This is a genomic window from Nocardia vinacea, assembly GCF_035920345.1.
GTDB classification, from domain to species: domain Bacteria; phylum Actinomycetota; class Actinomycetes; order Mycobacteriales; family Mycobacteriaceae; genus Nocardia; species Nocardia vinacea_A.
The window spans coordinates 1,190,842-1,208,120 of record NZ_CP109149.1 but is presented as its reverse complement, the minus strand read 5'-3'; the positions used below and the strand labels follow the sequence as shown (position 1 = coordinate 1,208,120).

Below are 17,279 nucleotides of genomic sequence, written 5' to 3'. Positions count from 1 at the left end.
CCATCGGCTGACCCGACCTTCTCGAACGGCATATGTTCGAAGCCGGGACACACGCCTGTCGATCGGAGTTCAATGGATGGGCACACGATGATGCACGGGAGCGAGTCATCGGTGTCCTGATAACCACCACAACCGTGGACGAGGCGCTGACTGCCCCTCGGACACGATGAAGGAGTCGCGCACCCCCTCGCCCGCGGCTCCTTCATCCCGCCGCGCCGGGCGAATCGTCGGCATTGCGCATTGTGTTAAAAATGTTCGGCGTTTGTCACGGGTGGTTCCCGCATCAACCCCTGGTCAGACCGTACGGTTGTCTCCGACGCGACGGCAGGCAGTCGCGTACGGCCCTCCGGCCGCTTCGGACCTAGCAAACCGAGGTGTGGACCATGTTTATGCGCAGGATGATCGGTGCCATGGCGGGAACCGTCATGGTAGGTGCGGCGGGCGCCGTCGGCGGTGCCGGCGCGGCGACGGCAGCGCCCGATGGCTGCCCCGACCTGTATGTCGTGGCGGTACCCGGCACGTGGGAGACCTCCGATGCCAATCCCAGCGAGGGCATGCTCGCGAGCGTCACCGATAACCTGCCGCGAAATACCAGGACCGACTACGTGACCTACGCGGCGACCGCTTTCCCCTGGGAGACCGATGTTTACGGCCGGTCCAAGCGGCAGGCCATCGATAATGCCCGCGGTCTGGTCACGGCCACGGCCCAGCAATGCACCGACACCAAGATCGCGCTGATCGGCTACAGCCAGGGCGCGGATGCGGCAGGCGACCTCGCCGCCGAAATCGGCACCGGACTGAGTCCCGTTCGGCCCGAACGCATCGCCGCGGTCGGGCTCATCTCGGATCCGCGCCGCTCCCCGACCGATGCACTCGTCGGTCCGCCGGTCAACGGCGCCGGTGCGGGCGGCCCACGCATCGGCGGCTTCGGCTTCCTCACCAAAAAGACCCGCACCATCTGCGCTGTGGGCGACCTCTACTGCGCCGCACCGCCCACCGACTTCGCGACCCGCTTCGCCGGATTCCTGGCCCAGGCCTCCGATCCCGACCCGGCTCAGCTGTGGCGCTATCAGCAGGAGGCGTTCGCCATCTTCAACGACCTGATGGCGACCGGGGTGGCCCCGCTCATCCAGAACCAGCTCGCCGATCCGGAAATGAACGAGCGCAAGCAGGAATTCGAGCGGTTCTACAACTCATTCGTACACCAGAACTATCCGGCCTACGTCGTGGATTCCAACGGCGCCACCGCCACCTCGTGGCTGCGGCAGTGGCTGGTCGGCCTGGCCTGAAAAACCCTTCGCCAGCGGTGGGTGCGCTGTGCCACCATGGATTTCGATGATGATCACCCGGTTCTGCGGGTGCCGACGAGTATGAGGAAGGAGGCGGCGGCCGTGACCATTGTCGTATCGAGCTTGCGTCGATATGACGCGTGCGTCGAGCAGGAATTGCGCCGCCTCCCGGCCGGTAACTGACCGACCCTCGCCTTCCGAATCCGCTCGCTCTCTCGAAACATGGTGACTCCCATGATGTTCCACCGTGCCACCGATCCGGTGGTGTCTACTGTCGACGACTGGATACACACCCGGGTACTGGTATTGAACGCCAGCTACGAGGCGCTCACCGAGATCAGCGCCGACCGGGCCGTGGTGCTGCTCATGGGCGGCGCCGCGGAGTCGATCGCGGATCGGGAGCCGCACTTCCCGATTCGGTCCAAGCGCCTGGAGCTCGCGCTGCCGGAGACGATCCGGCTGCTGCGGTACGTGTATCTCGACCATGTGACGCGAGTACACGACGGCAGTCGCGCGACGCTGGCCGGTGTGCTGCGCCGGGACCACCACCGGTGCGGGTACTGCGCGTCCTGGGCGCGCACCGTCGACCATATCCGGCCCCGCAGCCGAGGTGGTCCGAACACCTGGGACAACCTGATCGCTGCGTGCGCGCCGTGCAACTCGAGCAAGGCCGACCGGACGCCGGAGGAGGCAGGCATGCGTTTGCTGTGGCAGCCGAAGGCCCCAGACCACCTGGCCAAGCGGCAGCAGCGGATCTGGAAGCAACTGGCCGCCACCTGAGCCGAGAGAGAAAGGAGAAGGCTCGAAATGACCGTCGAATTGGAGACCGGCGCGGTTGTCGATCTGACCGACCTGCTCCCGCTCTCGGATTCCCGAGAGTGGCATCGGGCGGCGTGCCGAGGTGATTCGAATCACGAGGCGTGGTTCCCGTACCCGTCGCAGGATTTCGCGTACGCGCGTGCTGTTTGCGCCGGCTGCCCGATCCGGGACGCCTGCGGTGAATTCGCCGCGCGGACTGGACAGTCCGGAGTTTGGGGCGGACACGAGTTCGACCGCGGACGGATGATCCGACCCTAGTCGGACGTTCACGCCACGCCGTGCCGGTGCGCCGCACCGGACACACCGGCACGGCAAATCTCGCGTGAACATACACTGAGGATCGTGGGCACACATCGCAGCGGAACCAGGTCCCGGGGCGTCAGCAAAGGTCCGGTTATCGCAGTGGTTGCCGTTTTGCTGCTAGTCGCGGCGGTCTTCGCGTTTTTTCAACTCAGTGATCGCGCCGCGAACCGGGACAAGTCGGCAGCGGCGGAATGTAAGGAGGGGCCGTCGACGCTGTTCGTGACGGTCGATCCGGATATCGCCGATCCGGTGCGGGCCGCGGCGGAGCGCTACAACACGACCAATCCGAAGGTGCGCGATCATTGCGCGAAAGTAGTGGTGACCGCCCAACCATCAGCGGCGATCGTCGCCGGGTTCACCGCCGCGGGCACACCGTGGAACGGTGCGCTCGGTCCGCAGCCGGGGCTGTGGATCGCCGATTCGATGCGGTCCATCGAATCCATGCGGGTGCCCGGGCTGATCGAGGGCACACCCGCGTCGGTTGCGATGAGTCCGATCGTGGTCGCCGTTCCCGAGGATCTGCGGGGTGCGCTCGAGCAAGCCAAGATCACCTGGGCGGATTTGCCACGGCTGCAACAGGGTTCGCTGGATGAACTCGGATTGTCCGGGTGGGGTGGGCTGCGGATGGCATTGCCCGCCGGGGACTCGACCTTGGCGGTGGCAGCAGCGGTCGGCTCCGCAGTTTCGGGAACCGATCCGCTCACCGATCAGGTCGCGCAGTCCGGTCAGGTTGTCGCGGCGATCTCCGGGCTCGCCGCGAAAGCGCCGCAGGCGGCGGACACCACGGCCGCATTGGCCGCGATCGGTGGGACGAATTCGCCCATTCATGCGGTAGCGGCTACTGAGCAGCAACTGAAAGCTGTTGGTAGTACGTCGGAATTTCGGCCCGCGGGGACGGCACCGGTCGCCGATCATCCTGCTGCGCTGATGTCCGGGGCGTGGGTGGACAAGACCCAGAATCTGATCGCATCGCTGTTCACCGACTACTTGCGCGCACCCCAACAGTCCTCGACATTCACCGCCGCCGGATTCGCCGCGGCACCGGCCACCATCGCACCCGCCGCGCCCCGGACCGCACTGGACAAGGTGCGTGCCACACTCGCCAATCCTGTTCTCGGCGTGCAGGCTACCGTGCTGCTCGACGTCTCGTCCTCGATGGGCAACAACGACGGATCCGTCACCCGGCTCTCGAATGCACTCGGCGCGCTGCGCTCCACGATGAATGTGATGCCGCCGGACTTCGGACTCGGCGTGTGGACGTTCGGGAAGAACCTCGACGGGACAACGCCGTACAAGATCCAAACGCCCACCGCGCCACTGAGCAATCAGCAGCGCACCGCGTTGGATACGGCGCTGGAGGCGGTGAAACCCACCGAGCCTCGCACCGACCAGGCGTATCCGTCACTGATCGCCGCCTACCGCTCGGCTATTCGCGGATATACCGCGGGGCTGACCAACTCCGTTCTGCTCATCACCGACGGCCCGGATGACGACTCGACCATTACCGGAGCCAAGCTACTGACCGAGCTGACCTCGGCCGCCGATCCGGCCCACCCGGTTCGCATCGATGTGATCGTCATCGGGAGCAATGGCACCGAGACCCTCCAAACCGCCGCCCAGCGAACCGGAGGGACGTACACGCGGCTGCCGACCACGGACGACGTCAGCTTCGGGACTGCGGTGATGCATGCTCTGACGACGCCGTGAGGACTGGCCGATATCGATTCGTTCAGTACCCGACTTACGAACCGGTGACCACGCAAGACAGCCTCCGCGCGGTCGATGCCGAGCTGGCCGACGCGCACGCCTGCGCAGTCCGACGGCCGATCGGGGCACAGCGGAGCACCTCGCAATGCAATGATGACCCGGTGACTTCCTGGCTTCCGCTTCTCAGCTCGCTCATCGTCGCCGCCGCGGCGCTAATCGGCGTCCTGATCAACAACCGGACCAATCGCAACGCGATCACCGCGGCCGACGAGCGCAACCGGACCACACTCGATGCCGCACAGCGCAATATCGAGACGACCAACGCCGCCGTGCAACGCAACATCGACAACGCCAACGCCGCCGCAGAACGCCGCGAACAGGACAAATGGCGACGTGAGTCGGTTCTCACCGCGATCTCCTCGGTACTGCTCTCCACCGCCGACGTCCGCCAAACCCTGTGGGACACCCTCGATTGGAAGGCCGAATCCGTCGAGGAGGTGGACAGTTTCGGCAAGGAGGTGCATCAGAACATCTCCGCATGCAACCGCTACATCACCCGACTCCGCGTCCTGTCGAACCCCAAGATCCCGCACCGGTGCGAAGATCTCCTCCGCACCCTCACCGCAGCCGAGAGCATCACCGTGCAACGCCTCAAGGTCGAACTCGATCAGGAAGCAACCATGGACGACGTCAACGCGATCCGCGCACTGTGGCACAAAGCAATTGCCAATACCGTCCAAGACGAACGCGCTGTCATCGACGCAACACGCTCGGAACTCGGAATCGAAGCCCTCAGCGAGATCCCGGAACTCGAACCCGAAGCGGCTCCGGACCCGGCGTAATCACGCGTGGGGCGGCTCGAATTCCGTTCGAAAAAGCGCAGAGGATCGCGCAGACCAGACAAACCCGCTGCCCCACAGCAAGATCACGCGACTGCCGCGCCGTGAAGACGGCTACCGAGCCGCACCTGCAACAGGGTCGAGGTGCGGCTCGGTAGCCGTCAGTACGCGTCCAGCGGCGGGCACGAGCAGACGAGGTTGCGGTCACCGTAGGCGCCGTCGATGCGCCGCACCGCGGGCCACACCTTGCCCCGCGCCGGATCCAGACCCTGCGGGTACACCGCTACCTCCCGGCTGTACGGGTGGTCCCACTCCCCGACCAGGCAGGCCGCGGTATGCGGCGCACCACGCAGCGGGTTGTCCTCGACCGGCCAGACACCCGCAGCGACCTGATCGATCTCGGCCCGGATCGCTGTCATAGCGAGGATGAATTCGTCCAGCTCGGCAAGGTTTTCGCTCTCGGTCGGCTCGACCATCAAGGTGCCCGCCACCGGGAAGCTCATGGTCGGCGCGTGGAATCCGTAGTCCGCCAACCGCTTTGCCACATCGTCGACGGTCACACCGGTCCGCTTGCTGATCTCGCGCAGATCCAGAATGCACTCGTGCGCAACCATCGAATTCTCACCGGTATACAGCACCGGGAAGTGCTCGTTCAACCGTCGCGCGATGTAGTTGGCCGAGGCAATCGCGGTCAACGTGGCCTTACGCAGGCCATCCGCCCCCATCATCCGGATGTAAGCCCAGGTGATCGGCAGGATCGACGCCGAACCATACTTCGCCGCCGACACCGCGTGCGAACCCTGCTCGAGCGGGTCACCGGGCAGATACGGCGCCAGATGCGAGCGCACTGCCACCGGGCCGACGCCGGGACCGCCGCCGCCGTGCGGAATGCAGAAGGTCTTGTGCAGGTTCAAATGGCTGACATCGCCGCCGAACCGGCCCGGACGGGCAAGGCCCACAAGGGCATTCAGATTCGCGCCGTCGACGTACACCTGACCACCCGCATCATGCACCAGCGCGCACAACTCGGCGACCTCGTGCTCGTACACGCCGTGCGTGGACGGGTAGGTGATCATGATGCAGGCCAGCCGGTCGGCGTGGTCGGCGATCTTGGCGCGCAGGTCGTCGAGGTCCACATCGCCGTTCTCCCGGCACTTCACGACCTCGACGCGCAGCCCCACCATGGTGGCCGAGGCCGCATTGGTGCCGTGCGCACTGGACGGAATGAGGCACGTATCCCGGTGTGTATCACCACGATCCAGGTGATAGCGCCGAATGGCCAGCAACCCGGCGTACTCACCCTGACTGCCCGCATTCGGCTGCAGGCTCACCTGGTCGTACCCGGTGATGGCCGAGAGCCAGCCCTCCAGGTCGGTGATCACCCGCAGCAGACCGGGCGCATCCTCGACCGGCGCGTACGGATGGACCCGCGCGAAACCGGGCCAGGTGATGGCTTCCATCTCCGCGGTGGCATTGAGCTTCATGGTGCAGGAGCCGAGCGGAATCATGCTGCGGTCCAATGCGATGTCCTTATCGGAGAGCCTGCGCAGATAGCGCAGCATCGCGGTTTCGGTGTGGTGGCTGGTGAAGGCCGGATGGGTGAGGAATTCCGACGTGCGGGTCTCGATCGAACCGCCGGTCACGCTCGGAACACCGCCCGGATCGCTGACGCCCGATGGCAGTCCGGTACTGAAGGATTCGAGCACCGCGGTGACATGCGCCTCGGTGGTGGCCTCGTCACACGCGATGCCGACGTGATCGGCATCCACCAGCCGCAGGTTGATCCCGCGCGACTTCGCCTTCGCGACAACGGATTCCGCGCCGCCGGGCACGCGCACCAGCAGGGTGTCGAAGAAATTCTCATGCACCACGACACCATCGAGCCCCACCGCGATGGCGGCCGCGCGCGCATGAACGCGACGGGCGATCGCCAGCAGTCCATCGGCACCGTGGCAGCTCGCGTACATCGCGGCCACAATGGCCAGCAGCACCTGTGCGGTGCAGATATTCGAGGTCGCCTTCTCCCGGCGAATATGCTGCTCACGGGTCTGCAGTGCGAGCCGGTACGCCTTATTGCCATCCGCGTCCACGGAGACGCCGACCAACCGGCCGGGCAGTTGCCGCGCATGCTTGGTGTGCACCGACAGATATCCGGCATGCGGACCACCGAAGCCCATCGGCACCCCGAAACGCTGTGTGGTGCCGAAACATACGTCCGCACCCTGCTCCCCCGGCGGCGTAATCAATGTCAGCGCAAGCAGATCCGCGCCGACCGCCACCAATGCACCACGCTCGTGCGCCGCCTCGATCACCGGCCGCCAGTCCACGATCCGCCCCGACGCACCCGGAACCTGAACCAGCACGCCGAAGAACTCGCCCTCGGGCAACTCCCCGCCGGACAGATCCGCCGAGACGATCTCGATGCCCAGCGGCTCGGCCCTGGTGGACAGCACGGTCTTGGTCTGCGGGAACAGATCGTCATCGATGAGCAAACGTGCGGACTTGGACTTGCCCGCGCGGCGCAGCAGCGTCATCGCCTCGGCGGCGGCGGTGGCCTCATCCAGCATGGACGAATTGGCCACCTCCATCCCGGTCAAATCCGACACCATGGTCTGGAAATTGAGCAGCGCCTCGAGCCGCCCCTGGCTGATCTCCGGCTGGTACGGCGTGTAGGCGGTGTACCAGGCCGGATTCTCCAGCAGGCTGCGCACCAGCACCGGCGGGGTCAGCGTGTCGTAGTAGCCGAGTCCGATCATCGAGGTGGCGACGGTATTCGAGTGCGCGAGCTCGGCGAGTTCGGTGAGCACCTCGTGCTCGGTGGCCGCGGGCGGCAGCACCTCGAGGCCGGAGCCGTCCAGAATGCTCGCGGGCAGTGCCGCGGTAGCGAGCTCGTCCAGCGAGCCGACGCCGACGACGTCCAGAATCCGGGCGAGTTCGTCCCGGTCGGGTCCGATGTGGCGGTCGGCGAATGATCGAGTCACGGCAGCTCCAGGGTCGGGCGGGGTCGACCAGCGGTGGTCGACGGGTACCAGCCCTCCCCCTCTGTCGTGGAGCCTGAGAGATTCGGACGCCGCGACACCCTGCCTCGAACGGACAGGGCTCAGGACCCCTTTCCCCATGGGCGGGCGATCGCCGCGTTGTGCGCCAAACACCACTTTCCAGAGACGTCGAAGCCCGTACGGTCCTTTTTGCCTGAGAGATTGACGGGGAGGTGCTGCTCCTTCGGCGCCCGGACTCTTGTGAAGTCCGGAACTCTCCCGCACGGCGGCGACGCATCGCTAGTTTATGCCGCGCGCGCAACAAATGACGCCACCGGACCCCGGATGGGCGTGTAGCGCTCATCACTCCGGTGCATATGACAAGCGCCCGCCGCGGCGGCGACGGGCGCTCGACCGAGCTCTAGCCGGTCTTCTGGTTCATCCGAGCCTTACGACGGAAGGACAGTTCGTCCTCCGGGCGTTCGCTCGCACTGCCGCTGACCGCCCGCTCGGCCGGGAAGTTGGCGATGGCTCCGGTCAGTTCCCGCATGGCGCCGCTGACCGCGATTCCGAAGACGCCCTGCCCACCCTGCAGTAAATCGACTACCTCCTCGGGCGAGGTGCATTCATACACCGAGGTGCCGTCGGAGAACAGCGTGATACCCGCCAGATCCTGCACGCCGCGGCTGCGCAGATGATCGACCGCGATGCGGATGTTCTGCAGCGAGATGCCCGCGTCCAATAGTCGCTTCACGATTTTCAGGACCAGAATGTCCTTGAACGAATACAGCCGTTGGCTGCCCGAGCCCGCTGCACTTCGGATGGAGGGCACGACCAGTCCGGTCCGCGCCCAATAGTCGAGCTGCCGATACGTGATCCCGGCCACCTGGCATGCGCTGGGCACGCGGTAGCCGACCAGATCGTCGGGCACCGAATCATCCGGGAACAGGCCTGGCTGTACCACATCCTGCGATTGCTCTGCCACTGACCACTCCCTTGCTTCGCCGACGCCTTGCCTCATCGATGACCCGGCTCCGTAACGACCAACGACCGGCCATAACGGACGTGGCCCAACTATCGAGATTACTCCCCCTGATTGTCCCGGGAGCCGCATCATCCGACCAAACGCGACGCGCGGTAAGAGTCTCGACCTCTACTTTAGGGCCAGTACTTTAGGGCCAGTACACAATTCGTGTTCTCCAGAAAACTCGACCGCGGCGGAGCGAGTCTTACGAGCGACCGTTCGCGGCCCGTCTCGCGTCCCAGTGGCCGAAGCGCATCCGCCGCACACGCGGAACCCCACCGCCCGACGTGAGGGCATCAGGTGCCGAACGATCCGCCATCAGCGACCCCAACGGAGCGAGTCTTACGAGCGACCCGTTCGCGGCCCGTCTCGCGTCCGAGTCGTCGAAGCGCATGCGCCGCAGGCGCGAGTCTCGACGGCTCGGACGCGAGACACAGGGGGCCGCGAACACGCCGCGCCGGAGGCGCGGCCAATGACTCAGCTATCGGTGGCCTTGAAATCGTCCGGCGAGACCGACTCGAGGAACTCCTTGAACTTCTCCACCTCGTCCTCGCGCTCGTCCGGCATGACCAGCCCCGCCTCTTCGAGCACCGGCTCCTCGGCATAGATGGGGCAACCCACCCGCAAAGCGATCGCTATCGAATCCGACGGCCGCGCCGAGATCCGCAGATCGTTCTCGAAGACCAGATCCGCGTAGAAGGTGCCCTCCTGCAAATCCACGATCCGCACTTCCTTGAGGGTGTGCCCGAGGTCGGCGATCAAGATCTTGATCAGATCGTGAGTCAGCGGACGGATCGGGGTCACCCCCTCTTGTTCGAGCACGATCGCGGTCGCCTCGGCCTGCCCGATCCAGATCGGCAGATACCTGTCTCCGGACGCCTCGCGGAGCAACAGCACGGGCTGGTTCTGTGGCTGCTCGACACGAATGCCGATTACGCGCATCTCACTCATCGCACTGCCTCCCAATGACTCGCCGGCCGCCCGGCATGACCGCTGCAGAGCTCGCCGTACCACGAGTCTAAGCGAACCTCGAGGCGTGCAGCATTCCCTGTGCACAGCCGAAATCGGCGTGTTGTCCGTCTGGAACGCAAAGCGAACTTCCGATGCACCCGCCGGAACTCAGCCGCCGAGCGATGATCGCACCGACGCCTTCACCAGGCAGGTGTGCAGTGTCAGCGACAATGCCGCCAACTCGCGCACCGTCTCCTCGGCACGGGCCCGCGCACCGGCATCGCGACTCTTGGCGATCGGGGCGGCGATCTGCGCCACCAGCGCGGCCTCACGGTCCGCGGCCAGCTTGAAGGCGCGCAAATGCCGTGCCTCCAGGCCGAATTCGGCCATCGCCTTGGCGGTTTTGGCCAGCGTCACCGCATCCTCGTCGAAGAAACCGGCGGCGCCGGGGGTGATCAGATTCGCTCGAATCAGATCGGCGAGGAATTTCTCATCGATCTCGGCCCTGGCAAGCAGATCCGCCCGGGTGAGCCGGATTTCGTGATCGAATCGCAGCTCGTCGGGCGAGATTTCACCGGGCACGACGCCGAGTTTGCGCGGCGCCGCGGTACGTGCGCCATGGTGCGCCGCAGGTGTAGCGGTGAGCTCGGAGTCGGGCATGGCGTGCCCCGACTCCGGCGCACCGTTGCGGCCGGAGTGCGCCCGGGCGCGGGCTTCCCGCACACCGAGCGTCGCCGCACCGCTGTCGATCGCTTCGAGCTGCTCCTTGATCACCTTCAAGGGCAGGTACTGATCACGTTGTGCGGTCAGCACGAATCTGAGCCGCTCGCAGTCCGCGATCGAGAACCTGCGATAACCCGACGGTGTGCGCTCGGGTCGGATCAGCCCCTCGGCCTCGAGGAAACGGATCTTCGAGATGGTGACATCCGGAAAGTCCGGTCGCAGCAGGTCCAGCACGGAGCCGATCGACATGCCTCCGCGAGCCCACTGCGCCGCGCCCGTCATAGCACCGAGTCTTTCATGACACAGCGTTCTTCCCTGTCAACACTGCCGACACGCGAAATCCGTGCCGCTGATGTCACAGGCTGCCCGCACCCGCCGACGAATCGCTCTGCTGGACCCTGGGCCCAGTGAGGAAGACGAGGCGGAACTTGCCGATCTGAACCTCGTCACCGTTCTGCAACTCCGAGGAGTCCACCGGCTCCCGGTTGACGTAGGTGCCGTTGAGGCTGCCCACATCGACCACCTGGAAGGAATCGTCGTCCTGCCGGAATTCGGCATGCCGACGGCTGACGGTGACGTCATCGAGAAAGATGTCACTGTCGGGATGGCGGCCCGCCGACGTGGTCGGCTGATCGAGCAGGAACCGCGAGCCCGCATTCGGGCCTCGCTTCACGACCAAGAGGGCAGCACCAACCGGCAGACCCTCGACCCCTTGGACCGGCTGTTCGCCGGTCGCCTCAGCGGAGCGCGACGCGTCGACCTCGTTCAGGAAATCCGCGCGGAAGACCGACGTCGTCTCGGCCGCGGTCTCCCCGTAACCCGGGTCTTTGTTCTCGCTCACCGTTTCTCTCCTCCTCGAACCTGATTATCCATGCAAGCAGGTGCTGCCTTCACCGCCACGACCTGGGGATCCTGGCGCTAGAACACCGGTTGCCAAGCACCGGCACATCTGTTGGCTTCGACCGTACCCTGCCAGGGCGTACCCGTGCAGGTAGAACTGGGAAGGCTGGGTCAGCCCCCGATAACTCCTTGATAACCTGCAGCATCCAGTAGTTCACCGAGCGCGGCATCCACGCCGGACTCGTCGCTCAATTCGAGCTCGAAGATCCACCCGTCGCCATAGGGATCGGTGTTCAGCGTTTCCGGCGCCGAGTCCAGAACATCGTTCACCGCAACAACTTTCGCGGCCAGCGGAGCGTAGATATCGGACACGCTCTTGGTCGACTCCACCTCGGCGATGCTGTCCGCGGCGGCCACATCTTTGTCGACCTCCGGCAACTGCACGAACACAACGTCACCGAGTTGAGACTGGGCGTAGTCGGTGATGCCCACCCGAACCCGGGTCGGGCCGATCCGCCGCACCCATTCGTGCTCTTCGGTGTAGCGCAGATCCTCGGGGGTCTGGGTCACAGGCCGTCCTTTCATCGTGCTGACCTTTCGAGCGACCTGCAAGCAGTCGCCAGCGGGTTCCACGCAACTCTAATCGCTACTCACTGCGGTGTGGCACAGCCGGTATCGCTCGCGCGACGGCGAAAGCCTTCCAGATGTAGAGCACGCCGGTCCACACATACACCGCCGTGCCCCAGACCAGGAATGCCCCGCCAAATGCACGACCGAAACCTGCCAGCGCCCAATCCATCTGACCGGCCAGCAACCACGGCAGCGCCGACATCAACGCGAAGGTGGCGGCTTTACCCAGGTAGATGACCTCGGGTGGATCCAGTTCGCGGCGTTTGTACACCGAAAGAGTCAAGGCCAGGACGGCGTCGCGGCCGATCAGGATCACCGCGACCCACCAGGGCAGCAACCCGCGGATCACGAATGCGGCCAGCGTGGTCACCAGGTACAGCCGGTCCACGAACGGATCGAGCAGTGCGCCGAGTCGCGACGACTGGTCGAGCAGCCGGGCCAGCTTGCCGTCCAGGAAGTCGGTGACGCCGCTGAGCACCAGCAGCGTGAAAGCCCAGCCGTCGGCGCGCACCACCAGCAGCAGCCACAGGAAAAGTGGCACACCGGCCAGTCGCAACACGCTCAGGACATTGGGAACGGTGAAGATGCGGTCGGCGAAGACGCCGCCCGCGGCCGGATCGCCCGCTTTTCCCGGGTTGTCCGCGCCGGAGCCGGCGCGTTCGCCCGGTTCCGTTTTCCCCGATTCGGTTGTCACAGCCCGTGCATACCGCACCGACCCCGGTTCACGCCATCCGGGCACGCCGGTCGCGCATACTTTCGGTACCTACCTGCTGTGCGATACACCGCACCGACCCGGGTGACAGAATGAGTGTGGAACCATCTCACACGGTTATCGCACGGTTCAGAGAGGGAAACCATGCCAGCATTCGACTACGACGTGGTAGTGATCGGCTCCGGATTCGGCGGCAGCGTCAGTGCGCTGCGCCTGACCGAGAAGGGATACCGGGTCGGAGTGCTCGAGGCCGGACGGCGCTGGCCCGCCGAGGATATCCCGAAGACGAATTGGAATGTGCGCAAATCGATCTGGGCGCCGCGGCTCGGTTTGACCGGACCGCAGCGGATCAGTGTGCTCGGTAAATGCGCGGTCTTCTCCGGCGCGGGCGTCGGCGGTGGTTCGCTCATCTACGGCAACACCCTCTACGAGCCGCTGCCGAACTTCTACACCGATAAGCAGTGGGCCCATATCACCGACTGGAAGGCCGAACTGGCGCCCTACTACGACCAGGCGCAGCGCATGCTCGGCGTGGCCCCGAATCCGCGGATGACACCCGCCGACGAGGTGATCAAGGAGATCGCCGACGATCTGGGCGTCGGCCATACCTTCCACCCGACCAATGTGGGTGTCTTCTTCAACGAGGCCGATCCGGGCACCGAGGTCGAGGATCCGTACTTCGGCGGCGCGGGTCCGCACCGCCGCGGCTGCGTGCATTGCGCACAATGTTTCACCGGCTGCCCGAACAATGCCAAGAACACCACCACGACGAATTACCTGTATCTGGCCGAAAAGGCGGGTGCCGAGGTACACCCGCTGACCACCGCGACCGCGGTCCGGCCGCTGTCCGGCGGTGGGTATGCGGTCGAGACCGAGCGCTCAGATCGCTGGATCCGCAAGCAGCGCAAGACATTTACCGCCGAGCAGGTAGTATTTTCCGGTGCGGCGCTCGGCACGCAGAAGTTGCTGCACAAGATGCGCGACGAGGCGATACTGCCGGATCTGTCGCCGCGCCTCGGTGAGCTGACCCGCAGCAATTCCGAGGCGATCCTCAATGTCGTGAGCCGCTCGCGCAGCGACTTCGCCGAGGGCATCGCGATCACCTCCTCGATCCATCCAGAGGCCGATACCCACATCGAGGTCTGCCATTACGGCAAGGGGCAGAACGCGCTGTTCCCGATGTCGGTGCCGATCGTGGACGGCGGGGCGTTCCGATTCCTGCGCTTCCTGCTGGCAATCGTGTTGCATCCGTTGGTTTTCCTGCGCAGTCTCAATGCCCGCCATGCCTCGGAGAAGTCGGTAATCCTGCTGGTGATGCAGTCACTGGACAATTCGCTGACCTCCTACCGCAAGCGCGGGCAATTGAAGACCGAACAGGGCACCGGCGAACCGAATCCGACCTGGATTCCGCTGGCGCACGATATCGGCCGACGGTTCGGCGCCAAGGTGAACGGCGATACCCACGGCCTGATCATGGATGTGCTGAATATCCCGGCCACCGCGCATTACATCGGCGGTTGTGTCATCGGCGAGAGTCCGGAGGCCGGCGTGGTCGACCCGTATCAGCGGGTATTCGGACATCCCGGGCTGCATGTCGCGGACGGTTCAGCGGTGACGGCAAACCTCGGTGTCAATCCGTCGCTGACGATCACCGCGCAGGCCGAGCGCGCAATGGCCTTCTGGCCCAATAAGAACGAGGCCGATCCGCGCCCCGAACTGGGTTCGGCATATCAGCGGATCTCCCCCGTCGCCCCGAACCATCCGACGGTGCCCGCATCCGCCCCCGGCGCCCTGCGATTGCCGATCACACCCGTCGATCCCGCAGTACCCGCTACCTGAGCAGCCTGAGTGCGTTAGGCACCCCGATACCCATCTCGCTCGACCACCACGGAGCGAGTCTTACGAGCGACGTTCGCGGCCCGTCTCGCGTCCGAGCCGTCGAAGCGCATGCGACGAAGTCGCGAGTCTCGACGGCTCGGACGCGAGACACCGGGGGCCGCGAACACGCCGCGCCGCAGGCGCTGCAAAATGACACAGTGTTGGACAGTGGTATTGATCTTCGCTCGTTTGTTCCTGCCGAGGACGTGCACGCCCGCGGGCGGGCGCTGCGTCAGCGGGTTCCGGTCAGTGCCCGGGATCGAGCGGTCACCTGGTCCACGCGACCGGATGTGCTCGACTTCATCGCCGCGAGCAATGCCGGTCGGTTGCCGCATCTGGTTCCGCTGCGGGTCGGTCGCATGCTCGCCTCACCGTTCACCTTCTATCGCGGTGCCGCCGGTTTGATGGCCGCCGATCTCGCGGGCAGTCCGGATACCGGCGTGCCCGCGCAGATCTGCGGTGACGCGCACGCCGCGAATTTCGGTCTGTACGGGACGTCGCGCGGCGAAATCGTCATGGACATCAATGATTTCGACGAAACGATCGTCGGGCCGTGGGAGTGGGATCTGGAGCGGCTCGCGGCCAGTCTGGTGCTGGCGGGCCGCGAAGGCGGTGCGGCGGAAGACGATTGCCTGCGGGCCGCGCGGGATGCGGCCCGGAGCTATCGCCTCGCCATCGATCATCTCGCCGAGCAACCGTTCCTGGAATCGTGGAGCGCGCTGCCGGACGAGTCGATCATCAGTAGGGCCAGGGCCGACGATCTGCTCGACGACTTCAAGAAGGCTGCGAAGAAGGCGCGCAAGAACACCAGCGCCAAGGTGGTCGAGAAGTGGACCGAACATCTCGAGGACCACGAGACCGGGATCAGCAAGCACCGATTCGTCAGTGACCCACCGATTCTCACGGCGGTCGACGCCGAGGTCGCCGAGGAAATCATCGACGGACTGGAGCGCTACGGCGATACGTTACGCGAGTCCCGGCGCAATCTGCTGGCCCGATTCGCGGTGTCCGACACCGCCTTCCGCATTGTCGGGACCGGGAGCGTCGGACTGCACAGCTATGTGGCGCTGCTGCACGGCAATGCGGGCGAGGCGCTGGTGCTGCAGCTGAAACAGGCCAATCCGTCGGCCCTGGCGCCGTTCCTGCCCGCGGCGCCGCCGACGCACGAGGGTGAGCGAATCGTGCAGGGCGCCAGGCTGGTTCAGTCCGAAACCGATATCCTGCTCGGCTGGACCACACTGCGCTTGGAGACCGGCGAACTGCCGTTCACGGTGCGCCAGTTCCGCAATATGAAGGGCAGTATCGATCCGGCGGAGTTGTCCTCGGACGATCTCGACGATTACGGCAGGCTGGCCGGTGCGCTACTGGCTCGTGCGCATTCGCGTTCCCTCGATCCGCGCTTGCTCGCCGGGTATTTCGACGGTGATGAGGCGTTCGAGGATGCCGTCGCGCGCTTCGCGGTTCACTATGCCGATCGGACCGAGGCCGACCACACCGAATTGGTCGATGCGGTGCGGGCTGGAAAGATCGCTGCGGAACAACCGCAGTGACACGCCGCGTCTGGTCGTAGGCGCGGCGAACCGGGCAGTGTTGTCCGTATCCTTGCCACCATCGAGTGATGACGTGAAGGGCGGTCGCGAATGCTCGTGCGAGTACAGAACCCGGCAGGCACCAATGCCGAGCGGGCGCTGATCGACTGGCTGCGCACCTGGAAGGATCCGACCAGCCCGCACGGCGTCGCAACGGTGAATTGCAGTCTGTTCCACAACGATCGGCTGCATCAGTTCGACGCCGTGGTCTGGACCCCGACCAGTTGCGTGGTGATCGAGACCGAGGCGCTGGTCGCGCGGCAGGACGGCGTGCTGGAGGTGCCGCTCAGCGGTCCGTGGACGATCTCCGGCGAACCGATCGCCAGCGAGGCCCGCGATCGCCGCACCCCGTTGGACAAATCGCGCGAACACACACTCGCACTGCAGAATTGGCTGGCCGCGCGCGGTCTCGGTCAGCGCGCGGTGCACGGTGTCGCGCTGATCGTGCCGCTGCGCGGCGCCGAGCTGTCGGTCAAACAGGAGTGGAGCGATCCGAGTTTCGATGTGATCCTCGGCAGCGATCCGGAACGGCTGCGGCACTATTTCGAGACGCTGGCCGATTCCGAGAAGAACATCCACCTGTGGACGGCCAACGATGTCGCGGTGGCCTTCCGCAGCCTGGGCATCCTGCCCTATCTGCCCGCCCCGCAGGAGCTGGTCAACGAGGGCTTCCTCGGCCCGATCGATATCACGCTGTGGCACGGCGGCCCGAACCAGGCGCAGGCGGAGGCCTATGCCGAGGAACTGGCGCAGGCCGAAAAGGACGCCAACGCGCCGGCCCTGATCATCGAGGCGCCCTGGTACAGCCCGTGGAAGCTGTATCCGCGGCAGGCCGGCGATATGGATCTCGGGCGGGCGTTCATGCGCATCACGCTCGCGGCGGGCATGCTCATCGCCTTCGCGTGGGTGATCTGGTTCGTCATCACCGCGGTACTGACCTACGGGCCGGGGTGAGGACGGGAGTCGGCCGTTCCGCGGACTGTGGTTGGGGCGACGC

The 17,279-nt window shown here is 65.5% G+C and carries 15 protein-coding genes and 1 riboswitch; of the genes, 8 read left to right on the top strand and 7 right to left on the bottom strand.

The features are described 5' to 3' along the window. Window positions 1-389 precede the first annotated feature (389 nt). The 5 genes from OIE68_RS05725 to OIE68_RS05705 all read left to right on the top strand — a co-directional run bounded on the left by OIE68_RS05725 (window position 390) and on the right by OIE68_RS05705 (window position 4,960). Complete coding sequence (locus OIE68_RS05725) at window positions 390-1,289, top strand: cutinase family protein (RefSeq protein WP_327101582.1); 900 nt, start codon at window positions 390-392, stop codon at window positions 1,287-1,289. 237 nt (window positions 1,290-1,526) lie between these two features. Next, window positions 1,527-2,069 (top strand): HNH endonuclease, encoded by a 543-nt coding sequence (locus OIE68_RS05720; RefSeq protein WP_327101581.1) that lies wholly within the window; start codon window positions 1,527-1,529, stop codon window positions 2,067-2,069. A 27-nt stretch (window positions 2,070-2,096) separates the two neighbouring features. Further along, the gene (locus OIE68_RS05715) at window positions 2,097-2,366 is read left to right on the top strand and encodes a WhiB family transcriptional regulator (protein WP_327098341.1); all 270 of its coding nucleotides are present in this window, start codon (window positions 2,097-2,099) and stop codon (window positions 2,364-2,366) included. Window positions 2,367-2,450: 84 nt separating this feature from the next. Beyond that, window positions 2,451-4,118 (top strand): VWA domain-containing protein, encoded by a 1,668-nt coding sequence (locus tag OIE68_RS05710; protein WP_327098340.1) that lies wholly within the window; start codon window positions 2,451-2,453, stop codon window positions 4,116-4,118. A gap of 161 nt (window positions 4,119-4,279) precedes the next feature. Beyond that, window positions 4,280-4,960, top strand: coding sequence for a hypothetical protein (locus OIE68_RS05705; protein WP_327098339.1), 681 nt, complete (start codon window positions 4,280-4,282; stop codon window positions 4,958-4,960). Window positions 4,961-5,118: 158 nt separating this feature from the next. On the opposite strand, the gene gcvP is transcribed toward OIE68_RS05705, so the two are convergent. The 7 genes from gcvP to OIE68_RS05670 all read right to left on the bottom strand — a co-directional run bounded on the left by gcvP (window position 5,119) and on the right by OIE68_RS05670 (window position 12,689). Beyond that, the gene (gene gcvP / locus OIE68_RS05700; RefSeq protein ID WP_327098338.1) at window positions 5,119-7,938 is read right to left on the bottom strand and encodes an aminomethyl-transferring glycine dehydrogenase; all 2,820 of its coding nucleotides are present in this window, start codon (window positions 7,936-7,938) and stop codon (window positions 5,119-5,121) included. 188 nt (window positions 7,939-8,126) lie between these two features. Next, window positions 8,127-8,227: riboswitch (glycine riboswitch) on the bottom strand. 129 nt (window positions 8,228-8,356) lie between these two features. After that, window positions 8,357-8,956 carry a MerR family transcriptional regulator gene (locus tag OIE68_RS05695; RefSeq protein ID WP_327098337.1) on the bottom strand — a complete coding sequence of 200 codons (600 nt, stop codon included), beginning with the start codon at window positions 8,954-8,956 and terminating at the stop codon, window positions 8,357-8,359. Window positions 8,957-9,436: 480 nt separating this feature from the next. Next, complete coding sequence (locus OIE68_RS05690; protein WP_327098336.1) at window positions 9,437-9,910, bottom strand: bifunctional nuclease family protein; 474 nt, start codon at window positions 9,908-9,910, stop codon at window positions 9,437-9,439. Between the two features lie 168 nt (window positions 9,911-10,078). Beyond that, on the bottom strand, window positions 10,079-10,915 hold the full coding sequence (locus tag OIE68_RS05685) for a MerR family transcriptional regulator (RefSeq protein WP_327098335.1): 837 nt from the start codon (window positions 10,913-10,915) through the stop codon (window positions 10,079-10,081). Window positions 10,916-10,988: 73 nt separating this feature from the next. Next, window positions 10,989-11,474 carry a glycogen accumulation regulator GarA gene (garA, locus tag OIE68_RS05680; RefSeq protein WP_040689879.1) on the bottom strand — a complete coding sequence of 162 codons (486 nt, stop codon included), beginning with the start codon at window positions 11,472-11,474 and terminating at the stop codon, window positions 10,989-10,991. Window positions 11,475-11,644: 170 nt separating this feature from the next. Beyond that, window positions 11,645-12,058 carry a glycine cleavage system protein GcvH gene (gcvH, locus tag OIE68_RS05675; protein ID WP_327098334.1) on the bottom strand — a complete coding sequence of 138 codons (414 nt, stop codon included), beginning with the start codon at window positions 12,056-12,058 and terminating at the stop codon, window positions 11,645-11,647. Between the two features lie 61 nt (window positions 12,059-12,119). Further along, complete coding sequence (locus OIE68_RS05670) at window positions 12,120-12,689, bottom strand: CDP-alcohol phosphatidyltransferase family protein (RefSeq protein WP_051181979.1); 570 nt, start codon at window positions 12,687-12,689, stop codon at window positions 12,120-12,122. Between the two features lie 270 nt (window positions 12,690-12,959). Between OIE68_RS05670 and OIE68_RS05665 the strand changes: the two genes are divergently transcribed. The 3 genes from OIE68_RS05665 (at window position 12,960) to OIE68_RS05655 (ending at window position 17,236) form a co-directional block, all read left to right on the top strand. Next, window positions 12,960-14,654, top strand: a complete 1,695-nt coding sequence (locus tag OIE68_RS05665; protein WP_327098333.1) for a GMC family oxidoreductase — start codon at window positions 12,960-12,962, stop codon at window positions 14,652-14,654. Between the two features lie 197 nt (window positions 14,655-14,851). Beyond that, window positions 14,852-16,243 carry a DUF2252 domain-containing protein gene (locus tag OIE68_RS05660; protein ID WP_327098332.1) on the top strand — a complete coding sequence of 464 codons (1,392 nt, stop codon included), beginning with the start codon at window positions 14,852-14,854 and terminating at the stop codon, window positions 16,241-16,243. Between the two features lie 90 nt (window positions 16,244-16,333). Next, window positions 16,334-17,236 carry a nuclease-related domain-containing protein gene (locus OIE68_RS05655; RefSeq protein ID WP_327098331.1) on the top strand — a complete coding sequence of 301 codons (903 nt, stop codon included), beginning with the start codon at window positions 16,334-16,336 and terminating at the stop codon, window positions 17,234-17,236. The last annotated feature ends 43 nt before the right edge of the window (window positions 17,237-17,279 follow it).